This window comes from Peribacillus sp. NPDC056705 (assembly GCF_043656335.1).
Genome location: NZ_JBHTYI010000011.1, coordinates 37,165 through 54,742, shown reverse-complemented (window position 1 = coordinate 54,742; position 17,578 = coordinate 37,165). Strand labels below are relative to the sequence as shown.

Here is a 17,578-nt window from a genome sequence, read left to right as displayed (position 1 = left end):
TCATTCCCACCCCTGCTACAAGATTTTAAAAAATCATACCTATTGACATTGCTTCGTACCCATTTCACCACTTAATGGAACTGTGTAAAAGAGTGTCAGCCAGCCGCTGGATTTTCTTAGCCAAAAAAGGAACATGATGAAATAAAAAAAACCAGTCATATCAATAAGAAATCATTGATATAACTGGTTTTTGATCTAGGTTTAGCTTCGCTGGGCGGCGAAGTCTATTAGATTCGACAGTTATTTATAGAATTCATCTTTAAATCACCAGTCCCCTTAAGGCGATGGCAGAGTAGTATTTGCTAGATAAACTACCTTTTCACTATGGCTATATACTTTATCTTACGTCAATCCACCATAAAGTCAAGGGTATTTTTTAGAATACTCAAACAATTTATAAGGCTAAGAAGTTTACAAATAAGTGAAATTAAGGAACCATAACTGTTCCCCTATGCTTACGCAACATGGTTATTTATCAGGTGCTTCCGATGTGCCTTCCTCACTGTTTTTGAGGTAAACTTCAGAAATTCCATTCATGCCTTCCGATAGTTGTGCTTTAGTATATTCCATACTGCCAACCAGTTTATGAAGCTTCTTATCATCATTCACTTCTGTAAGTTTAGATTCTGAATCCGTCACATTATTTCACCTCCATCATTTAGGATGGCAAATCAAGATGGAAATATGTATGACCGGCGATAATGATAGACACTCTTGAAGTTCATTTTAGGTAAAGAATGGAATATTCCAGCAGAATCTGTACTTAAATAAGCTAGAAAAGTTTATTTTATGAATCTTTTTTTAAAAATCAGCTGTTTTCATGGAACTAAAGGGATATACTATAGTTTAGCTTTTATTACATTTTTGTTAGTATTTTTACTTGCCACACATTGTGTAATATTTTACAAGATTTTCTATTTACATCAACAAAATGCTTATTGCAAAGGAGAATTGGATATGTCAGAAACGATTACCCAATCACAAACTGAACAACTTAATGCCAGCCAAAAACAATTAGATGTACTGGACCAATTATTAAACCCTGAGGTTCAGGAATCATTGAACACTTTAGTTGAGCAGTTACCAAAACTAACTGAGTTAGTGAATATTTTAACAAAGTCTTATGATTTCGCTCAATCGGTTGCGACTGATGATGTTTTGAAAAACGATACGGTCAGCGCCATTTCGGAGATCGCGACACCTGTAGTCGATTCAGTGAAAGGGCTTGCGGTTACTGCCATCGAAGCTAAGGATCGTGCTGAAGTGAATCATGACGTGATCGGTCTTTTTGGTCTGTTAAGAATGATGAAAGACCCACAAGCACAAAAACTTTTCCGTTTCGCCCAAGCTTTTCTTGAAGTCTCTTCAGAACGTAAAAACCAAAAATAATTTAATGAATTTTCAATCAGTAAGGACGGGGGATTAACTATGTCAAAACAAATCGTCATCTTAGGTGCAGGTTACGCTGGATTGCTATCTGCCTTATCCGTACGTGAATATTACAAAAAAGATGAAGTACAGGTTACAGTGGTGAACCAATTTCCAACACACCAAATCATCACTGAATTGCACCGTCTTGCAGGAGGTTCCATTTCTGAACAAGCCGTTTCCATTCCGTTGGAAAAACTTTTCAAAGGAAAAGATATCGACCTTATCATTTCCAAAGTGGATTCTTTCTCAGTCGATAACAAAGAAGTGAAACTTGCCAATGGTTCCACTTTATCTTATGATGCCCTGGTTGTTGCTTTAGGAAGCCAAACAGGATTCTTCGGCATTCCGGGACTTGAGGAAAACAGCATGGTCTTGAAATCCGTAAACGATGCAAACAAAATTTACAAACATATCGAAGATCGCATCCGCGAATATGCACAAACGAATAATGAAGCGGACGCAACTATCGTGATTGGCGGCGGCGGATTGACAGGCGTCGAGTTAATCGGTGAAATCGTGGATCATTTCCCTAAAATCGCCAAAAAATTCGGAGTGGACTTCAAGGACTTGAAAATCAAGCTTGTGGAAGCTGGTCCAAAAATCCTTCCGGTCCTGCCTGACCACTTGATCGAGCGTGCGATGACAAGCTTGGAAGCACGCGGTGTTGAATTCCTGACAGGTCTGCCTGTAACGGGTGTTAAAGGAAATCAAATCGAGTTGAAAGATGGACAAACGATAACGGCCAATACGCTTGTTTGGACAGGCGGAGTTGCGGCTCTTCCTATCGTAGGCGAATCAGGCCTTGAAGTGGATCGCGGCAAAGCGACCGTTAATGAGTATTTGCAATCCAAATCCCATAATGACGTATTCGTTGTCGGGGACAGCGCCGTTGCGTTCCCTCCAGAAGGCGGCCGTCCATACGCTCCTACTGCACAAAATGCTTGGCAAATGGGTGAGCTTGTTGGATACAACCTATATGCAGCCTTTGAAGGCAAGAAACTTGAAGAATTTTCACCTGTAAACTCAGGTACACTTGCGAGCCTAGGCCGTAAGGATGCGGTGGCAACCGTTGGGGCCAATAACACTTCCCTTAAAGGCCTGCCGGCTACATTGATGAAAGAAGCAAGTAATGTTCGCTATCTATCACACATCAAAGCCCTATTCAGCTTGGCTTATTAATTCATTATCGCCGTGACATGACATCCAGTTCATTGATATGTCCGCGGTATATGCCCTTTCTTCCCGGTCATCGGGATTAAAGGGCATTTTTTTCATGAAATTATTAATGCCTGATCATGATGCAATGATTGACGAAAGTTGTTAATAATGGACGGTACTCCATTTTGTTGATTATCCATTCTATAAATCTCCTGTGATTAGGCAACTCTCCTAAATCCTCTCCGTTAATTTTTATTAGCCCGTTTGTCGTTAACTAACGCTCAAGTCTGTACCATTGCGCATATCATAAAATTAACCTTATTAAGGAGGGTTCTGTATGAAAGGGAAAAAAGGAAAAGCAGCTGGCGGTTCATCTACCGGTAGCACTTCTACTGGCAACAATTCCACTGGCCATAAATCCACTGGCCATAAATCCACTGGTAATAAATCCACTGGCAATAAATCCACTGGTAATAAATCCACTGGAAAATAATCTACTGGCAACACAGCTACTGGTATCATAACTACTGGTATCACATCTACAACAACAACATCTACTTCATCAAGTTCAAGTTCAAGTTTAAGCTCGTCCACTGGACGTGGCAAAAAAAGAAGAAGATAGATAGTTAAATATATAATGCTTCCGCTTGATTGATCCTGATTAATCAAGCGGAAGTATTTTATGATATTACGGCTTCATTAAGGTCAAGACTGTCCATAAAACATCTTATACAAGGAAGGAAGGTGAGTGTATGTCTTATCATATTCCATCTTATTTCTTAATGATAGAAGAAGAAGATCTAGAAGATTTACGTGCGGATATTTGGAGCGATAACCCTATTCCTGCCAATTTGAAAGTAGAAAACGACATTTATGTTATCGATATTGCCTATCGGGGTTCTTATACCCGCAAATTCCGAAAAAGGTCCTATTGGATTGATTTCATCGAGCCAGAACGATTCTTTGGCGCCCACAAAATCCATCTCAATGCCGAATACAGAGATCCTTCCCTCATTCGCAATAAACTCTCACTCGATTTCTTTCAAGACCTTGGTGTCCTTTCCCCTCATAGCCAACACATCAACCTAATCCGAAATGGCACGTTTAAAGGTGTGTATTTACAATTGGATTCCGTCGATGGAGTTTTTTTAGAAAAAAGAGGACTTCCTGCCGGCCCGATTTATTATGCTGTCAACAATGATGCCAACTTTTCATTGAAAAGGGATGGGATAGCGAAAGACTCCCTTACGTCAGGCTATATACAAGCGTTTGGCAAACCCGCCGATGATGAATATCTAATCGAATTGATCAAAAAAATCAACACCACCCCACTTGCAAAGTTTCCTGAAGTAGTCTCGCAACATCTTGATATCCATAAATACTTACGCTGGCTGGTTGGAGCCGTTTGCACCATGAATAACGACGGTTTCACTCATAACTATGCACTATACCGCAATAGTAAAACGAAGTTATTTGAAATCATTCCTTGGGATTACGATGCCACTTGGGGACGTAAAGTCAATGGAGGGATCATGGAGCACACATATGTCCCTATCGGAGGAAAAAAGACAAACCACCTTATTCATCTGCTCTTGCAGGTTCCGGAATACAGTAAGTTCTACAAAGACCTCTTGGTTGAAACATTAGAAACCACATTTACTGTGAAGTATATAGAAAATAAAGTATTACCACTGCACCAGGGCATACGCCCCCACATCCTTCATGATCCATATAAAAAGAATAAGATTGATCTATTCGACAAGGAACCGGAATTCATCTTCGAATTCATTCGCAAACGCAGTGCTTACTTAAATAAACACCTTGGTAGCCTAGATGAAAAAAATGCCACGACACAACTGATAGCCAAACAAGACCGAAAAAGGGGAGTTGCTTCCATGTCACCAATCTGCATTAAAAATACGGGGAAGTATGGCAGGGGAGTATATGCTACAAGGGATATTAAAAAAGATGAACTCATTGAGGTATCACCTATCATCATTTCACCCAAACATGAATGGAAATATCTAAAGAAAACCGCACTCTTTCATCACTGTTTCTATTGGGGAGATGATGATGAAACTGCCATTGCCTTAGGAAATGGTTCACTATTCAATCATTCATACACTCCAAATGCGACATTCGATAATAATTTTGAAGATTTAACGATAGACTTTTATGCACATAAAGATATAAAGGCTGGTGAGGAAATCACGATCAATTACAATGGTGAACCTGATGATAAATCCCCGCTATGGTTCGATGTCATCGAGTAGGCGTTTTTTGCTTCCATTTTATTTTGAAAGAATCCATTTCGAAAGGTCGAAATGGATTCTTTTTTTGCAGGGATATTTGAACTTACATTTTATTCGGCGCTGAAATTCCCAATAAACTTAGCGCATCCTTTAATACAACCGCCACGGAAAAAGCGAATGAGAGCTTCATTTGTTTGCATTCATCTTCAACTAAGATTTTGGTATGTGCATAATACTTATTGAATGCACGCGATAAATGCAAGCTGAATTTCGCGATTTGTGATGGGTCGGTTTGTTCAAATGATTTTTGGACAATGATCGGGTATTGCTCCAACAGCTGGATGACCGGCCACGCATATTCTCCTAAAGCTTCAAAAGTGAGGGACTGCTCTTTAAATTCACCTTTTTCAAGCAATGAGGAAATTCGCGCATATGTGTACTGTACATATGGACCCGTCTCTCCCTCAAAATTCATCATTTGCTCTAATGAAAAATCAATATCATTCATGCGGTTATTTTTTAGATCATTAAAGATGACCGCTCCGACACCAACCTGTCTTGCAACCAGTTCCTTCTGTTCAAGCGCTTGATTTTTTTCTTCAATATTGCGCTTCGCAGTTTCGATTGCCTCTGCCAATACATCCGCAAGCAGCACGACTTTCCCTTTACGTGTCGACATTTTCTTGCCGTCTTTCAGCATCATGCCAAATGCTACGTGCTGCAAATCTTTTGACCATCCATACCCCATTTTTTCAATGACATTAAAAAGTTGCTTAAAGTGCAGGGATTGTTCGTTTCCGACAACATAAAATGTTTTCTTCGCCCCGTACTGTTTTTTACGATACATGGCTGCAGCCAAATCACGCGTCGCATAAAGTGTCGCCCCATCGGTTTTTGTAATCAAACAAGGCGGCATATCTTCCAATTGCACGACATAGGCACCTTCGGATAGGGTAAGCAAGCCCTTTTCTTTTAGCTCCCCGACAACAGCATCCATTTTGTCATTGTAAAACGCTTCGCCGGCATAGGAATCAAAACAGATGCCCAATAAATCATAAATCGTCTCGAATTCTTTTAAAGACGCATCCCTGAACCATTTCCACAGAGCCAGTGCTTCCTCGTCCCCATCTTCAAGCGACTTGAAGCTTGCGCGCGCTTGTTCATTCAACGATTCGTCCGTTTCAGCTCTTTCATGGAACTTCACATAGATTTTCAATAATTCCTGAATCGGCGAAGCCTCGATTGCCTCTTTGTCGCCCCACAGCTTATACGCGACGATCAACTTGCCGAATTGCGTGCCCCAATCTCCTAAATGATTGATTCGGACGGCATCGTAGCCATTTTTTTCGGCAATGTTAGCCAGTGCATTCCCTATGACCGTTGAGCGTAAGTGCCCCATGGAAAAAGGCTTGGCGATATTCGGGGATGAGTAATCAATCACGACATTTTCCTGTACAGGCTGCACCGAACCATACTGATCCTTTTCCCTTAATATCGTTTGCAGCACGTTTTCCGTCACCAGCTGCTGATTGACGAAGATATTCAGATAACCACCCACAACGTTCACTTCTTGGAGCAACTCACTGTTTAATTGTTGGGCTATTTCAGACGCAATCACTTGAGGTGATTTTTTGAATTTTTTTGCAAGAGTAAAGCATGGAAAGGCGACATCACCTAACTCCATCAATTTAGGCTTTTCCATTAATTTCTCTATTTCACTTGCTTGCATTTCATTGTTCAAAGCAGTTGAAATCAATTCTGCAATTGGCTTATTCATCGACATTTTCCCTCCTAAACAAAAAAGCCCCCGCCTCTAAATAAGAGACGAGAGCATGAATTCCCGTGGTACCACTCTAGTTGCCACAATTGTGACCACTTTCCATTGTTAACGAGGTGACTCCCCGATGTTCCCTACTAAACGTTTCAAGAAATTTCTCCAAAGTGCGCTTCATTCATCCGTCCTGCATTAGGCTCCCACCATCCCTAACTCGCTTTCCATTTCGAAATGAACTACTCTCTTCATCACAGAATTTTCAATATTATAATTTAATCTATCGTACACAATTAAAAAAAACGTGTCAACAGGATTTAAGAAACAAATCCTAACCAGCCGGTAACTTCATTTTATCCTTGATGGTCGAAAAATATTTCCTTACTGTCCCTATTGTTCCGCTTTGCTTATTATTAGCTTCCATTTTGGATTGACCATCGGCTAACAGCCCTAACACTCCCATTTCCCGGTCATTATTGCTGGGGGACTCGTCTATAAGTTCTGGGGAGTATATTCGCTTGCCGTCCATTATGCCGCGAATCGAGCAGGCTAACTCTTCACCGGGGCTATCCTTCAATAAATAACCACTTACATTAGCTTTCAATGCGAGTTGAAAATAACCAGTCCTTCGAAATGTCGTTAAAATGACCACTTTGCATTCAAATGACTTTAATGCTTCTGCCGCCTCAAGTCCGCTCATTACAGGCATCTCCATATCCATGATACACACATCAGGCTGTAATTGGTGTACAAGGGCCATCGCTTCTTCTCCATTACTGGCTTGCCCGACAATTTCTATATCTTCTTCAAGATTGAGTAGAGAACTTATTGCCTCTAACAGCATTTGCTGATTCTCTGCAATGACAATTCGAATCATTTTAAGTTCTCTCCTTTATCGAGTTCCTTATATGCAGCAAAGACTCCCCCAAATCCAAGGATTATTAAGGGAGTCTGGAATGATACATGAACGTTACAGTTCAGATTTCACTTGAACGGGAACACTTTTTTTCGTTAAATATTTAATGTCCTTGAAGCTAACAAAATTCTTGGATTCCTCATCCCATAAACGGAAACGGAGTGAGCGCAAGCTTGTCGCAAGAGTAATCGTTGGAACGTTCTCTAAAGGCTCTGTATTATTGTGCGCCATTTCCAATTTATAGTTAGGTACCCTTGGACTTAAATGGTGAACATGATGGTAACCGATATTACCTGTAAGGAACTGCATCAGTTTTGGAAGCTTATAGAAAGAACTTCCTTCCACTGCCGCCAATACATATTCCCACTCCTCATTCTCTTCGAAGTAAGAGTCCTCGAATGTATGCTGGACGTAAAACAGCCAAATGCCCACTGAACCAGAAATCATGAAGATGGAACCTTGTACCAGAAGGAACGACTGCCAGCCTACTGCCAGGCAAAGCAATGCCACTAAAGCGACGATTATTACATTCGTCAAATACGTATTCATCTTTTCCTTCTTTCTAGCACCTTTACGGTTAAATCTGTTTTTAAGAAGGAAAACATAAATGGGCCCCAAACCAAACATAACCAATGGATTGCGATAAAAACGATACGCAAAACGAAGTTTAAGCGGTGCAGCCAAATACTCATCCACCGTAAGGGTCCAAATATCCCCCGTCCCCCGCTTATCCAAATTGCCGCTTGTTGCGTGATGCACAGAATGCTCATGTCCCCATTGATCAAACGGGAATAAAGTCAAAACACCCATGATCGTACCGACTGTTCTATTCGCACGGCGGTTTTTGAAAAATGAATGATGCGTGCAATCATGAAAAATGATGAATATCCTTGTCAAGAAACCAGCAGCAAACACAGCTGGAATTAAAGCTAACCAATAAGAAACGGAAAGGCTTATATATGCTAGGTACCATAAAATAATGAATGGCCCCAAGGTATTGACGATCTGCCATATACTTTGCTTTGTCGTTGATTGTTCAAAAGGAGCAATTTGTTTTCTCAAGTTTTTCGTATTTTGCAAGGTCATTATTCAATTGCACTTCCTTTTATTTGTCGTTATTTCATATTATAAAGAAAGCAGCATGAATTTATTAGTACCAGGTGTCATGACTAGAAGATGACAAATGTCATGTACAAGTCATTTTCAGCGGCAAGCGTAAAAAAAGGCCAACCAGTAAAAACTGATTAACCTGTTCATATGTATAGGATTTCGTTATCATGAAAAACGGGACTATCAATATCAGGCCACCAGTCCAGCAGTAAGCAAAATAATTCGTCCTACCATAGAGTGGAACAACAATACAGAATCGGAATTAGATTCCCTATTTTCTCCTATATAAGGCCTTTCCACAATGTACCTCTATTTTAAAGCGATTCTCCATAGTAAACTAGTAAAGTTAAATTTTACAAAGGGGAATAAAATCATTGTGAAAAAATTCTTTGGATGTTTTATTATATTAAGCCTTCTTTGTATATGTCTCTATCCACCCAGTGGTCATTCATCAAGCAAAACCCTTTACATAGGTTCTGTTAAAGTGGACAATACAAAAGTTTTTAGTTCTCCTAAGTTAGGTTCCACTCAATTAAAGCCCTTAAAAAAGGGCGAGGAGTTTCCCGTCATTTCCACTTCCGCCGGAGATTCCGCGGGGCCTATTATCCATAAAGTAAAGGCTGGAAACACATTATGGAAAGTAGCAAATCAATATGGTGTTTCACTAAGTGAGCTACAAAAAGAAAATAAATTAACTTCACCCGAAATAAATATTGGCCAAAACCTGAAGATCCCCCAGAAATATAAGATCCATAAGGTTGTATCAGGAGATACATTGTGGAAGATTTCCACTAAATATAAGGTAACCACAAGTGATTTGACGAAATTAAACAAATTACATACGGTTACCCTTAAAGTTGGCCAAAAATTGAAGATTCCTGATTATTACTACCAGGTTCAATTGCTTGATGGTAAAAAGGGATGGATAAAGTCATCCCAGCTTCAAAAAAAGGCGCAAAAACCTATCGTCATGGGCTGGACGCATAATGGATCGAAAGAAAACTACACCCAACAAATGAAACAACCTAATTTAAATGTAGTATCTCCCCGTTCCTATACGCTGAAGGATTCCGGTAATTTCGTTTCCGTTTCTGCGGATGCAAAATTCGTCCAAAACGCCCATAAACAAGGAAAACAAGTTTGGCAGCTTATCGGTAATCAATTTGACCCTGTTTTAACTGATTCTGTACTAGGCAATACAAAAAATCGCCAGAAATTAGTTTCAGCTTTACGTGATTCACTTGTTAAAACTAAAAGTGATGGAATAAATGTAGATTTTGAAAACATCGATCCAAAAAGCAAGAAGGACTTTGTACTTTTCATAGGCGAACTAAAAAAAGCCTTAAAACCGCATGGAATTAAAGTGTCCGTGGATGTCACCCGAGAAAATGAAGACCCTTTTTGGTCAAAAAGTCTGGATAGGAAAGCACTTGGCAAAATAGCGGACTACATCATCATAATGGGTTATGACGAGCATTGGGGAGGGAGCCCGGTAGCCGGGTCCGTTTCCTCGTTACCTTGGATCAAAGAAGGAACGAAGCTTTTAATGAAAGAAGTACCTGCCCATAAGATCATATTGGCTGTACCATTTTATACGAGGGAATGGGTAACCGATTTATCGACCAAAAAAGTGAAAAGTCATGACCGTACCATGACTGAAGTCAACAAAATCATTTCATCTCACAAACTTAAAAAGGTATGGGATAAAAAGGCGCAGCAAAATTATGTGGAGTATACTTCCAAAGGGGAAAAGCATCAAATATGGATAGAAGATAAAAAATCGGTGAAGCTCCGTATTGACCTGGTCAAACAAAATCATCTAGGCGGTGTATCTGCTTGGTACCTTGGCTCAGAAACCACTGACATTTGGGATGTCTATCATTTTAATCAATAGATTGATAGAAAAACCATAAAGAAAAAAGGCCTCACATTGTGTGCGGCCTTTTTTGCATGACATCCTTTTCATTCGGTCTTGTCGTCTTAAGTGAATAGAGCACACCAATAAATATCAATGTAATGCCCAAGATTTGAATCCTGTCCGGTTGAAATCCTGAAAGAAGAATATCCAAAAGGATGGCTACTGCCGGATCGACAAAAATCATGAAAGATACTACATTTGTAGGCAAATGGCGGATACTATTAAAAAACAGCAGATACACGACGCCTGTATGGATGATGCCGGTAAGTACCGTATAAAACCATTCGGAAGATTTTAGCGTTGTGTAGACTGAAAAATCGACAAAAGGAATCAGTAATAGAAATCCAATGAACATTTGCAGAAAGGTGGTCGCGTATACACTGGTCTTTGAAATGCTCTTTCCTAAAAGCATGGTTGCCGCATAGAAAAATGCAGCAATGATCCCATAAATGATCCCTTCCCATTCAGGGGTCGATGATCGAAATCCATCTGTTCCCATAATGAATAATGTGCCAATGAAGCAAAGTGAAATGGCCAGGATGGAAAATAAACTCATTTTCTCCCTAAAGATGAAGCTCCCGAAAATGAGTACAATGATCGGCGCTAAATGATAAAGCGAAATGGCAATTGTCACCGATATCAGTTCGAAAGATTTAAAGAGGAATATCCAGTTCAACAAGTTGGCCACCGCGCAGAAAATGATGAGCATTACCTCTTTGGAATTCCATATTTCGTTCTTGAAATGTCCTGTAATCATCCAAGCTGCACATAAGAAAATGGCAGCACAAATGCAGCGAACAAAAACCAATTCCAATGCAGGAAGTCCTGATAGTCCTGAAAAGAAACCGACAGAACCAAAGATCGTCATGGCTAGAGACAGTTGAAGAAGTGCTATTTTATTCATATGATTTCCCCTCAAGAATTTCCCATTTTTTACATTCATACTAACATTTCTCGGGCATGCCGTCACGTGTGATGATATTCGCCCACATGTGATCTGGAATCATTAATGTACACCTGCTATCGCGCGGCAAGGTCGTCATGATCTCGTCTTCCCTTCCTTCTTTTATTTTGGCGACCCAGTCCGGTTCCATCAGTAATTCTCTTCCTAATGCGAAAAGCGGTATATTTTTCTCAAGCACAGCATTTGCTTCCTCTGGAGTATGAATCGACCCAAGTGATATGAAACTGGTCCTGCCAGCGATGACATCGCGGAGAATTTCGGTCCTTGTCAATCCTCTGTTCAATCCGCTTCTAGGCATGGACCAGACATTTTTAACAGAAAGATGTAAATAGGAAAGCCCCTGAGTTGCCAATTTATCTACCAGTGCAGCTGTATCATCCATTTTCAATCCGTCCTCTTCCGGTTCTTCGGGGGAGAAGCGATACCCAATAACGAATTCCTTGTCTGCGTATTGATCACGGATCCGCTTCACTTCCGAGATGACGGCAAGTGGAAAATGCATTCTATTTTCCAAGCTGCCTCCCCAATGATCTCTCCGCCTGTTAGAGTGGGGTGAGAAAAACTGCTGAAGGAGATATCCATTCGCTCCATGGATTTCCACGCCGTCGAATCCTGAACGAATGGCATGGAGGGTGGCTCTTCCAAAGTCTTGAAGAGCGGATAGAATCTCAGTGTGGCTCATTGACCTTGGAATATACTCCCCGCCCATTTCTTTATAAACGCTCGCAATGATTCCGCTCGGACTAACCATTTTTTCTCCGCCTGTACAGCTTGGCAGGCTCTCGCTTCCGCCATGATGAAGCTGGAGAATGGCTTTTGCACCTTTTGATTTGATTGTTTTTGAAAGCTGTGTGAGTCCAGCGATACTTTGTTCATCATACACTTTCATTTGCCTGGGAAAGCTTGTCGCAACTGGGGAAATGGCGGCAGCGGCAGTAATGAACATCGCAGGCCCATCTGCCCTTCTTTTATAGTAAACCAATTCCTGGTCAGAAACCAAGCCATCCTCTTGACCAGAATAAGTGGTCATCGGCGCAACTACAATCCTGTTTTTAAGAACCGTTCCATTAGAAAGCATGTACGGTGAAAAAATTTGCACGTATTTCCGTTTCATCATTTTTCATCACCCATTCGTATTTTATATTTGTGATTTTATTGTATTCTCGGCCACATCATAAGTAAAATGAATGTTTTTCATTACTTGGATTAGAGATTCTCATGTATAATTTATTACAAGAAAGGTGTGGGGCATATGAATTTTTTTCAGCTGGAAGTGTTTTTACATGTTGTTGAACACGGAAGTTTTACGAAAGCGGGAGACCGGATCGGACTGACTCAATCAGGAGTAAGCCATAACATTACAGCGCTTGAAGCGGAGCTTGGTGTGACTTTATTAAAGCGTGACCGAAAAGGTGTAACTCTCACGACTGCGGGAGAGCAGGTAATTCCACATATGCGGGCAATCGCTGCCAACCTTGCACATATCGAACAAAAAATTGCAGCTGTGAATGGAATGGATATCGGGAAAATAACTATTGGCAGTTTTCCAAGCTTCACTGCCAGATTCATACCGCAGCTATTCTCTGCCTTTAAAGAAAAATACCCTAATATCGAATTGCTGATCCATGAAGGTGGATATGAGGAAATCTTAAAATGGATCGAAGAAGGAGCAGTGGACATTGGCTTTGCAGCAAAACCGGTGAAGAACGCGGAATTCATCCATCTGCTAACAGATCCTTTATCAGCTGTCGTATACGAAGGCCATCCACTTTCAGGGAAAACCGTAATTAACCTTGAGAACTTCGTTGATGAACCATTCATCATGCTGCGTTCTGGCTGTGAAACACTCATAGAAGATAGATTCCTGGAAGCCAAGATAAAACCAAACATTTCATACGACATTAAAGACAATCAAACCGTGCTCTCAATGGTAGCAGGAAAATTAGGCATCACGATTATGCCCGACCTGGCTTTACCGGAAAAACCCGAACGCATCAAAAGACTGCCCTTGAATCCGGAACTTTCCCGGGAGATAGGCTTAGTCATGAAATCATCTAAACACCTTTCACCCGTCGCAAAGGAATTTACAAAAGTCGTTCAAGACCATTTCATCGAGTAATGAGCTGACATGATGAAGAAAAAACAAGAACCCCCTTTTCATTAAAAAGGGGGTTCTTCATGCCAGTGATCATCCAAAGAATAGATCTAGCAGATTACTGCCTGCAGATGATTGCCTATTATAAAACTCCGAATATCCGCACTGCTTGCAATACACAACCGTAAATTGATTATTCTGGACATCGAACATTTTTGACAAGCCTGTTCCTGTCATGGCTACATCCTTCTTGGCAGCATCATTGCTTCCGCATTTCATACAACCCTTTTCGCTCATGATTCTTCATCTCCCAATTTATTAAAATGATGAATGCCGCTAAATACCGGAGCTTCCCAGCACCGTTCATAATTAAATATACGGATAAAATGGAAAAAAGTTTCAGCCAACAACGGAAAATAAATCCAAGACTGTTGATATTATCCCCTTAAGGTAGGCACCATTATCAGGAGGCGAATTTATTTTGGCTAAAAATGAATTCGATAAACTGGCGAAGGGAATGACGCTAAACACATGAATCTCCGAGAATGATATAGTAAGATTAAGGCAAGAATAAAAAAAAAGGCAAGGTGCTCTAACACCCTGCCCAAAACATCATAGAATTCCCTTCAAGGGGGAAAGCTTACTCAGGTGTTACAAGAGAAAAATAACCACCCACTAGCTTGCTGGCATGGGGTGGTTATTTTTTGTTTATGCACAAAGATAAAGCTTCATATACGCTCATGTAATCCCCCCTTTCTGTAAGGGGCAATACAAGAAGCTTCCACCCATGAAGCAGACTATTACATTTATACTATTATCATAGGGAAGATTCCTAAAGGAATCCACATTGATATTTTATAACCCCTGACATTAACTACTAATCCCTCTTAATTGATTGAACATCATCAGCATGGCTTTTATAGTAAGTGATAGATGAGGTTTTTTATGAACATAATGTTTATCGCATCGCTTTCTTAAACGGCCGAAACTCTTAATCGAGGACACTCGAGAAAAAACATTACATGACCTCTGCATCGTCCAATCGTATTTCTGCAACCCTTCCACCTGGAACACACCAAAATTCTAAAGTAATATTCCGTTCATGGTCAATGTAGCCGATAATATCTGCTCCCTGTTCATAACTTTTATAATAATGATCTCCATACTTCGAAAGAACGTCCGCTTTCTTACTCCCTAACTTTATACCTTTGCTTGTTTGCAGGGAGTTGTCAAATGAATCGTCGTCCGTACTTGAAATGATTAACCGCATAATTTTCCCTTTATCCTCGTCTGTATTGCTAGAGGCCGTTTTTAACCCGCCTTTCCAATAATAATAATCATATGCATTATTATTATCTTGATCGATGGGTTCTCCATATTCCCTAATAAATTCTGGACTCGATATGTTATCCAAAACCTTGAATCCCCCGATGGATTCATCGGCCAAATCCGTTGATTTTGTCAATTTTTCAGAGAATGCCGAGTACACATAGAAACCTAATGCTGCCCCAATAATAATAAGTACAATAATGAACTTTCGTTTATCATGCATTTTTCCCATCTTTGAATCTACTCCATCTCTATCGGATTATTTCCGTGGGTCGACTATTCTGTATTGGAGCTACTAACTGGCGAACAGGCAGGAACTGATCCCTATTATGAGTCCTCCGCCTATCCCGATCACTACACCAACAACTGACCATCGTGAAATGATCATGCCTAGTAGAAATAAAGAGAATCCTATAAGCCCAAATTAACAGAACCTTATTTTTTATTTTACATCCATATGTCCTACTAAATATCCTCATATTATCTTATACGGATAAATATGGATAAAGGTTTCACTTTTTCAAGCAGCAACTGGCTCATGCATTCTATGTTGCATAATAAAAACCGAAATCAGCTACTGATTTCGGTTTTTTCGACTATTTAATTAGTGATATCTTTTTTCTGGAAGAAGAAGAAAGTTAACGCTAAAAAGATAATATAATAGATGCCGAGTACACTCATTGAAAATCCAAGTGTAGCTCCATCGAACATTTCCATGGTTCCGGAAATATAGCCCCTTAAATCAAGGTGGGGGAATAAGACGAATTTTAACCACTCGTATTTGCCGATGAATGATTGAATGACCATATTTAATGTCGAGGAAGCAAATAGGATGAAAATGGATATACCTACTGCAAGTGCTTGGTTTTTAAATAATGTGCTTAGCATGAAAGCGATGGTCGTGATGACCAGGAATCCTGGTATCCAGTAAACGATCATGTCCACGAAATATTCGCCGACTACCACAGGACTGAATTCACCGAAAGATGCGGGATCCATGATTTTGTCTGAATACGAACCATTGCCAAAGAATATGATACCGATAAGATAACTGAATATAAGTAGGCTCGCAAGTAATAACGCTGCAAATAACAAGGAAGTAATATATTTGGAAAGTAGAATCTTCCAACGTTTATAAGGCCTGATCAACAGTTGTTTAATGGTGCCATCCGAAAATTCAGAGGAAACGAGCGAGCTGCAAACAATAACGACGAATAAAGTGACAAATGATGTTAATGATGTAGTCCATTCCGCCATATAGGTCCAATTCGTGTTCAAGTCAGGGTTTATATCATCAGCCAACAGTTGCTTGTTGAGATTGATATCTTCCATGATCTCGGCTTTTTCATCTTCACTGATTTCCTTAGCTTTCAAAGCCTTTTCCTGTTCTTGTATATCTGCCTTTAACTCTTGCTTCCAATCTTTACCCGATTCTTCGGGACTTAGTTTATAATCGATGACTGCAGTCCCTAATGCTGCCAATAAAAGAAAAGCGATGAATATATAAGTTGATACTTTTGAAAAGATTTTCATCCATTCATTTTTTACTAAGGACATCATACAGACTCCCTCATTTCCTGCTCAGTGATTTCAAAGAATTTATCTTCCAGTGATTTTCTAGTAATGCCAATTTCATAGACATCTAGTTGATTTTCAATAAAGCTCCTATTTATATCGGCCGTTTGTTCACGAGAGGCCGATACGGAGATTGTCTTCGCATCATATTTCAGAATCGTAATATCCCCAAACTGTTCTTGAAGGATTTTTTTAGCTAGCTTTCCATCACTGACAGTGAATGAAACTTCATTGATCGTTTCGGTTTTTTCATCTGAAATATGTTCTTTCGTATGTATCAATTTTCCCTTTTCGATAACGGCAAAACTATCGCACATCAATTGCATTTCCGATAGTAAATGTGATGAAATCAATATCCCGACGCCTTCACTCGCCAGTACTTTCAAATAATCACGAAACTCGCGAATCCCTTGCGGATCCAAGCCGTTCGTCGGTTCATCAAAAATCAATAACGACGGTTTATGTAAAATGGCCTGTGCCACGCCAAGGCGCTGTCGCATCCCTAATGAATAGGTTTTAACCTTCTTATCGATGGCATGATCCAGTTTGACAAGCTTAATGACCTCTTCTATTCTCTCATTGGATATGTCATTGGATGACATTCGGGCATAATGGAGGATATTCTTTCTGCCTGTCATGTACTTATAAAACTCCGGGTTTTCAACAATGGCCCCCAATTGATTCATTGCACCTTCGAAATCATTATCGAGGTCACTGCCATTGATCATGACAGTACCGCCCGTACGATTGATGAGGCCTGTGACCATACGGATGATAGTGGTCTTCCCTGCCCCATTCGGACCAAGCAAACCAAATATTTCATTACTTTTTATTTCAAAGCTAACATTGTCCACAATGGTTGCTTTTCCAATTTTTTTAGTTAAGGATTGAACCTTAAGAACCGATTCAGACATATAATACCTTCCTTTTTTCATTTTTTCCAAAATCACACAAACCCTACATTACCATATAATGCATATTATTACTATACTGATATTCTTCTTTTTGGGTATATTGAACCAATGCCTCCATCGGCGTCACCTTCCCGCCCGCATTATC

General features: G+C 40.1%; 16 protein-coding genes, 1 pseudogene and 1 other annotated feature. Of the genes and pseudogenes, 6 read left to right on the top strand and 11 right to left on the bottom strand.

Annotated features, from left to right (window positions below; all coding sequences use genetic code 11):
* Positions 1-468: 468 nt before the first annotated feature.
* Positions 469-639 (bottom strand): hypothetical protein, encoded by a 171-nt coding sequence (locus ACFRAK_RS15460; protein ID WP_387603402.1) that lies wholly within the window; start codon positions 637-639, stop codon positions 469-471.
* Between the two features lie 318 nt (positions 640-957).
* On the opposite strand from ACFRAK_RS15460, the gene ACFRAK_RS15455 reads away from it, so the two are divergent.
* Together ACFRAK_RS15455 and ACFRAK_RS15450 are read left to right on the top strand one after the other, a co-directional pair.
* The gene (locus ACFRAK_RS15455; RefSeq protein ID WP_192206535.1) at positions 958-1,389 is read left to right on the top strand and encodes a helical membrane plugin domain-containing protein; all 432 of its coding nucleotides are present in this window, start codon (positions 958-960) and stop codon (positions 1,387-1,389) included.
* Positions 1,390-1,428: 39 nt separating this feature from the next.
* Positions 1,429-2,610 (top strand): NAD(P)/FAD-dependent oxidoreductase, encoded by a 1,182-nt coding sequence (locus ACFRAK_RS15450; protein ID WP_098373865.1) that lies wholly within the window; start codon positions 1,429-1,431, stop codon positions 2,608-2,610.
* Between the two features lie 300 nt (positions 2,611-2,910).
* On the opposite strand, the gene ACFRAK_RS15445 is transcribed toward ACFRAK_RS15450, so the two are convergent.
* Positions 2,911-3,258: a hypothetical protein gene (locus tag ACFRAK_RS15445; protein WP_394572029.1), complete on the bottom strand. Its 348-nt coding sequence runs from the start codon at positions 3,256-3,258 to the stop codon at positions 2,911-2,913.
* A gap of 83 nt (positions 3,259-3,341) precedes the next feature.
* On the opposite strand from ACFRAK_RS15445, the pseudogene ACFRAK_RS15440 reads away from it, so the two are divergent.
* Positions 3,342-4,421, top strand: a pseudogene (locus ACFRAK_RS15440) (CotH kinase family protein); the annotation flags it as partial.
* 63 nt (positions 4,422-4,484) lie between these two features.
* A complete protein-coding gene (locus ACFRAK_RS15435; RefSeq protein WP_387603732.1) occupies positions 4,485-4,862 on the top strand; it encodes an SET domain-containing protein in 378 nt (125 codons plus the stop codon).
* A gap of 82 nt (positions 4,863-4,944) precedes the next feature.
* Here ACFRAK_RS15435 and argS read toward each other — a convergent pair whose 3' ends face one another.
* The 3 genes from argS to desA all read right to left on the bottom strand — a co-directional run bounded on the left by argS (position 4,945) and on the right by desA (position 8,614).
* A complete protein-coding gene (argS, locus tag ACFRAK_RS15430) occupies positions 4,945-6,624 on the bottom strand; it encodes an arginine--tRNA ligase (RefSeq protein WP_387706447.1) in 1,680 nt (559 codons plus the stop codon).
* A 34-nt stretch (positions 6,625-6,658) separates the two neighbouring features.
* Positions 6,659-6,876, bottom strand: a binding site (T-box leader).
* Positions 6,877-6,943: 67 nt separating this feature from the next.
* Positions 6,944-7,489, bottom strand: a complete 546-nt coding sequence (locus ACFRAK_RS15425; RefSeq protein WP_387603391.1) for a response regulator — start codon at positions 7,487-7,489, stop codon at positions 6,944-6,946.
* 93 nt (positions 7,490-7,582) lie between these two features.
* The gene (gene desA / locus ACFRAK_RS15420) at positions 7,583-8,614 is read right to left on the bottom strand and encodes a Delta(5) desaturase DesA (protein WP_387603389.1); all 1,032 of its coding nucleotides are present in this window, start codon (positions 8,612-8,614) and stop codon (positions 7,583-7,585) included.
* A 508-nt stretch (positions 8,615-9,122) separates the two neighbouring features.
* On the opposite strand from desA, the gene ACFRAK_RS15415 reads away from it, so the two are divergent.
* Positions 9,123-10,532, top strand: a complete 1,410-nt coding sequence (locus ACFRAK_RS15415) for a LysM peptidoglycan-binding domain-containing protein (protein ID WP_394572028.1) — start codon at positions 9,123-9,125, stop codon at positions 10,530-10,532.
* 31 nt (positions 10,533-10,563) lie between these two features.
* Here the strand turns inward: ACFRAK_RS15415 and ACFRAK_RS15410 are convergent, their stop codons facing one another.
* Together ACFRAK_RS15410 and ACFRAK_RS15405 are read right to left on the bottom strand one after the other, a co-directional pair.
* Entirely contained in the window at positions 10,564-11,460 is an 897-nt protein-coding gene (locus ACFRAK_RS15410) for a DMT family transporter (RefSeq protein WP_394572027.1), read from the bottom strand.
* A 40-nt stretch (positions 11,461-11,500) separates the two neighbouring features.
* Positions 11,501-12,637 carry an NADH-dependent flavin oxidoreductase gene (locus ACFRAK_RS15405; RefSeq protein ID WP_394572026.1) on the bottom strand — a complete coding sequence of 379 codons (1,137 nt, stop codon included), beginning with the start codon at positions 12,635-12,637 and terminating at the stop codon, positions 11,501-11,503.
* A gap of 135 nt (positions 12,638-12,772) precedes the next feature.
* On the opposite strand from ACFRAK_RS15405, the gene ACFRAK_RS15400 reads away from it, so the two are divergent.
* On the top strand, positions 12,773-13,639 hold the full coding sequence (locus ACFRAK_RS15400; RefSeq protein ID WP_387603378.1) for a LysR family transcriptional regulator: 867 nt from the start codon (positions 12,773-12,775) through the stop codon (positions 13,637-13,639).
* Between the two features lie 69 nt (positions 13,640-13,708).
* Here the strand turns inward: ACFRAK_RS15400 and ACFRAK_RS15395 are convergent, their stop codons facing one another.
* From ACFRAK_RS15395 to ACFRAK_RS15380, 4 genes are all read right to left on the bottom strand, one after another.
* The gene (locus ACFRAK_RS15395) at positions 13,709-13,912 is read right to left on the bottom strand and encodes a zinc ribbon domain-containing protein (RefSeq protein WP_057276417.1); all 204 of its coding nucleotides are present in this window, start codon (positions 13,910-13,912) and stop codon (positions 13,709-13,711) included.
* Positions 13,913-14,633: 721 nt separating this feature from the next.
* Positions 14,634-15,176 carry a hypothetical protein gene (locus tag ACFRAK_RS15390; protein WP_394572025.1) on the bottom strand — a complete coding sequence of 181 codons (543 nt, stop codon included), beginning with the start codon at positions 15,174-15,176 and terminating at the stop codon, positions 14,634-14,636.
* A 368-nt stretch (positions 15,177-15,544) separates the two neighbouring features.
* Positions 15,545-16,501, bottom strand: coding sequence for an ABC transporter permease (locus tag ACFRAK_RS15385; protein ID WP_394572024.1), 957 nt, complete (start codon positions 16,499-16,501; stop codon positions 15,545-15,547).
* Entirely contained in the window at positions 16,501-17,433 is a 933-nt protein-coding gene (locus tag ACFRAK_RS15380; protein ID WP_394572023.1) for an ABC transporter ATP-binding protein, read from the bottom strand. The genes ACFRAK_RS15385 and ACFRAK_RS15380 overlap by 1 nt, the downstream gene beginning before the upstream one ends.
* Positions 17,434-17,578 lie beyond the last annotated feature (145 nt).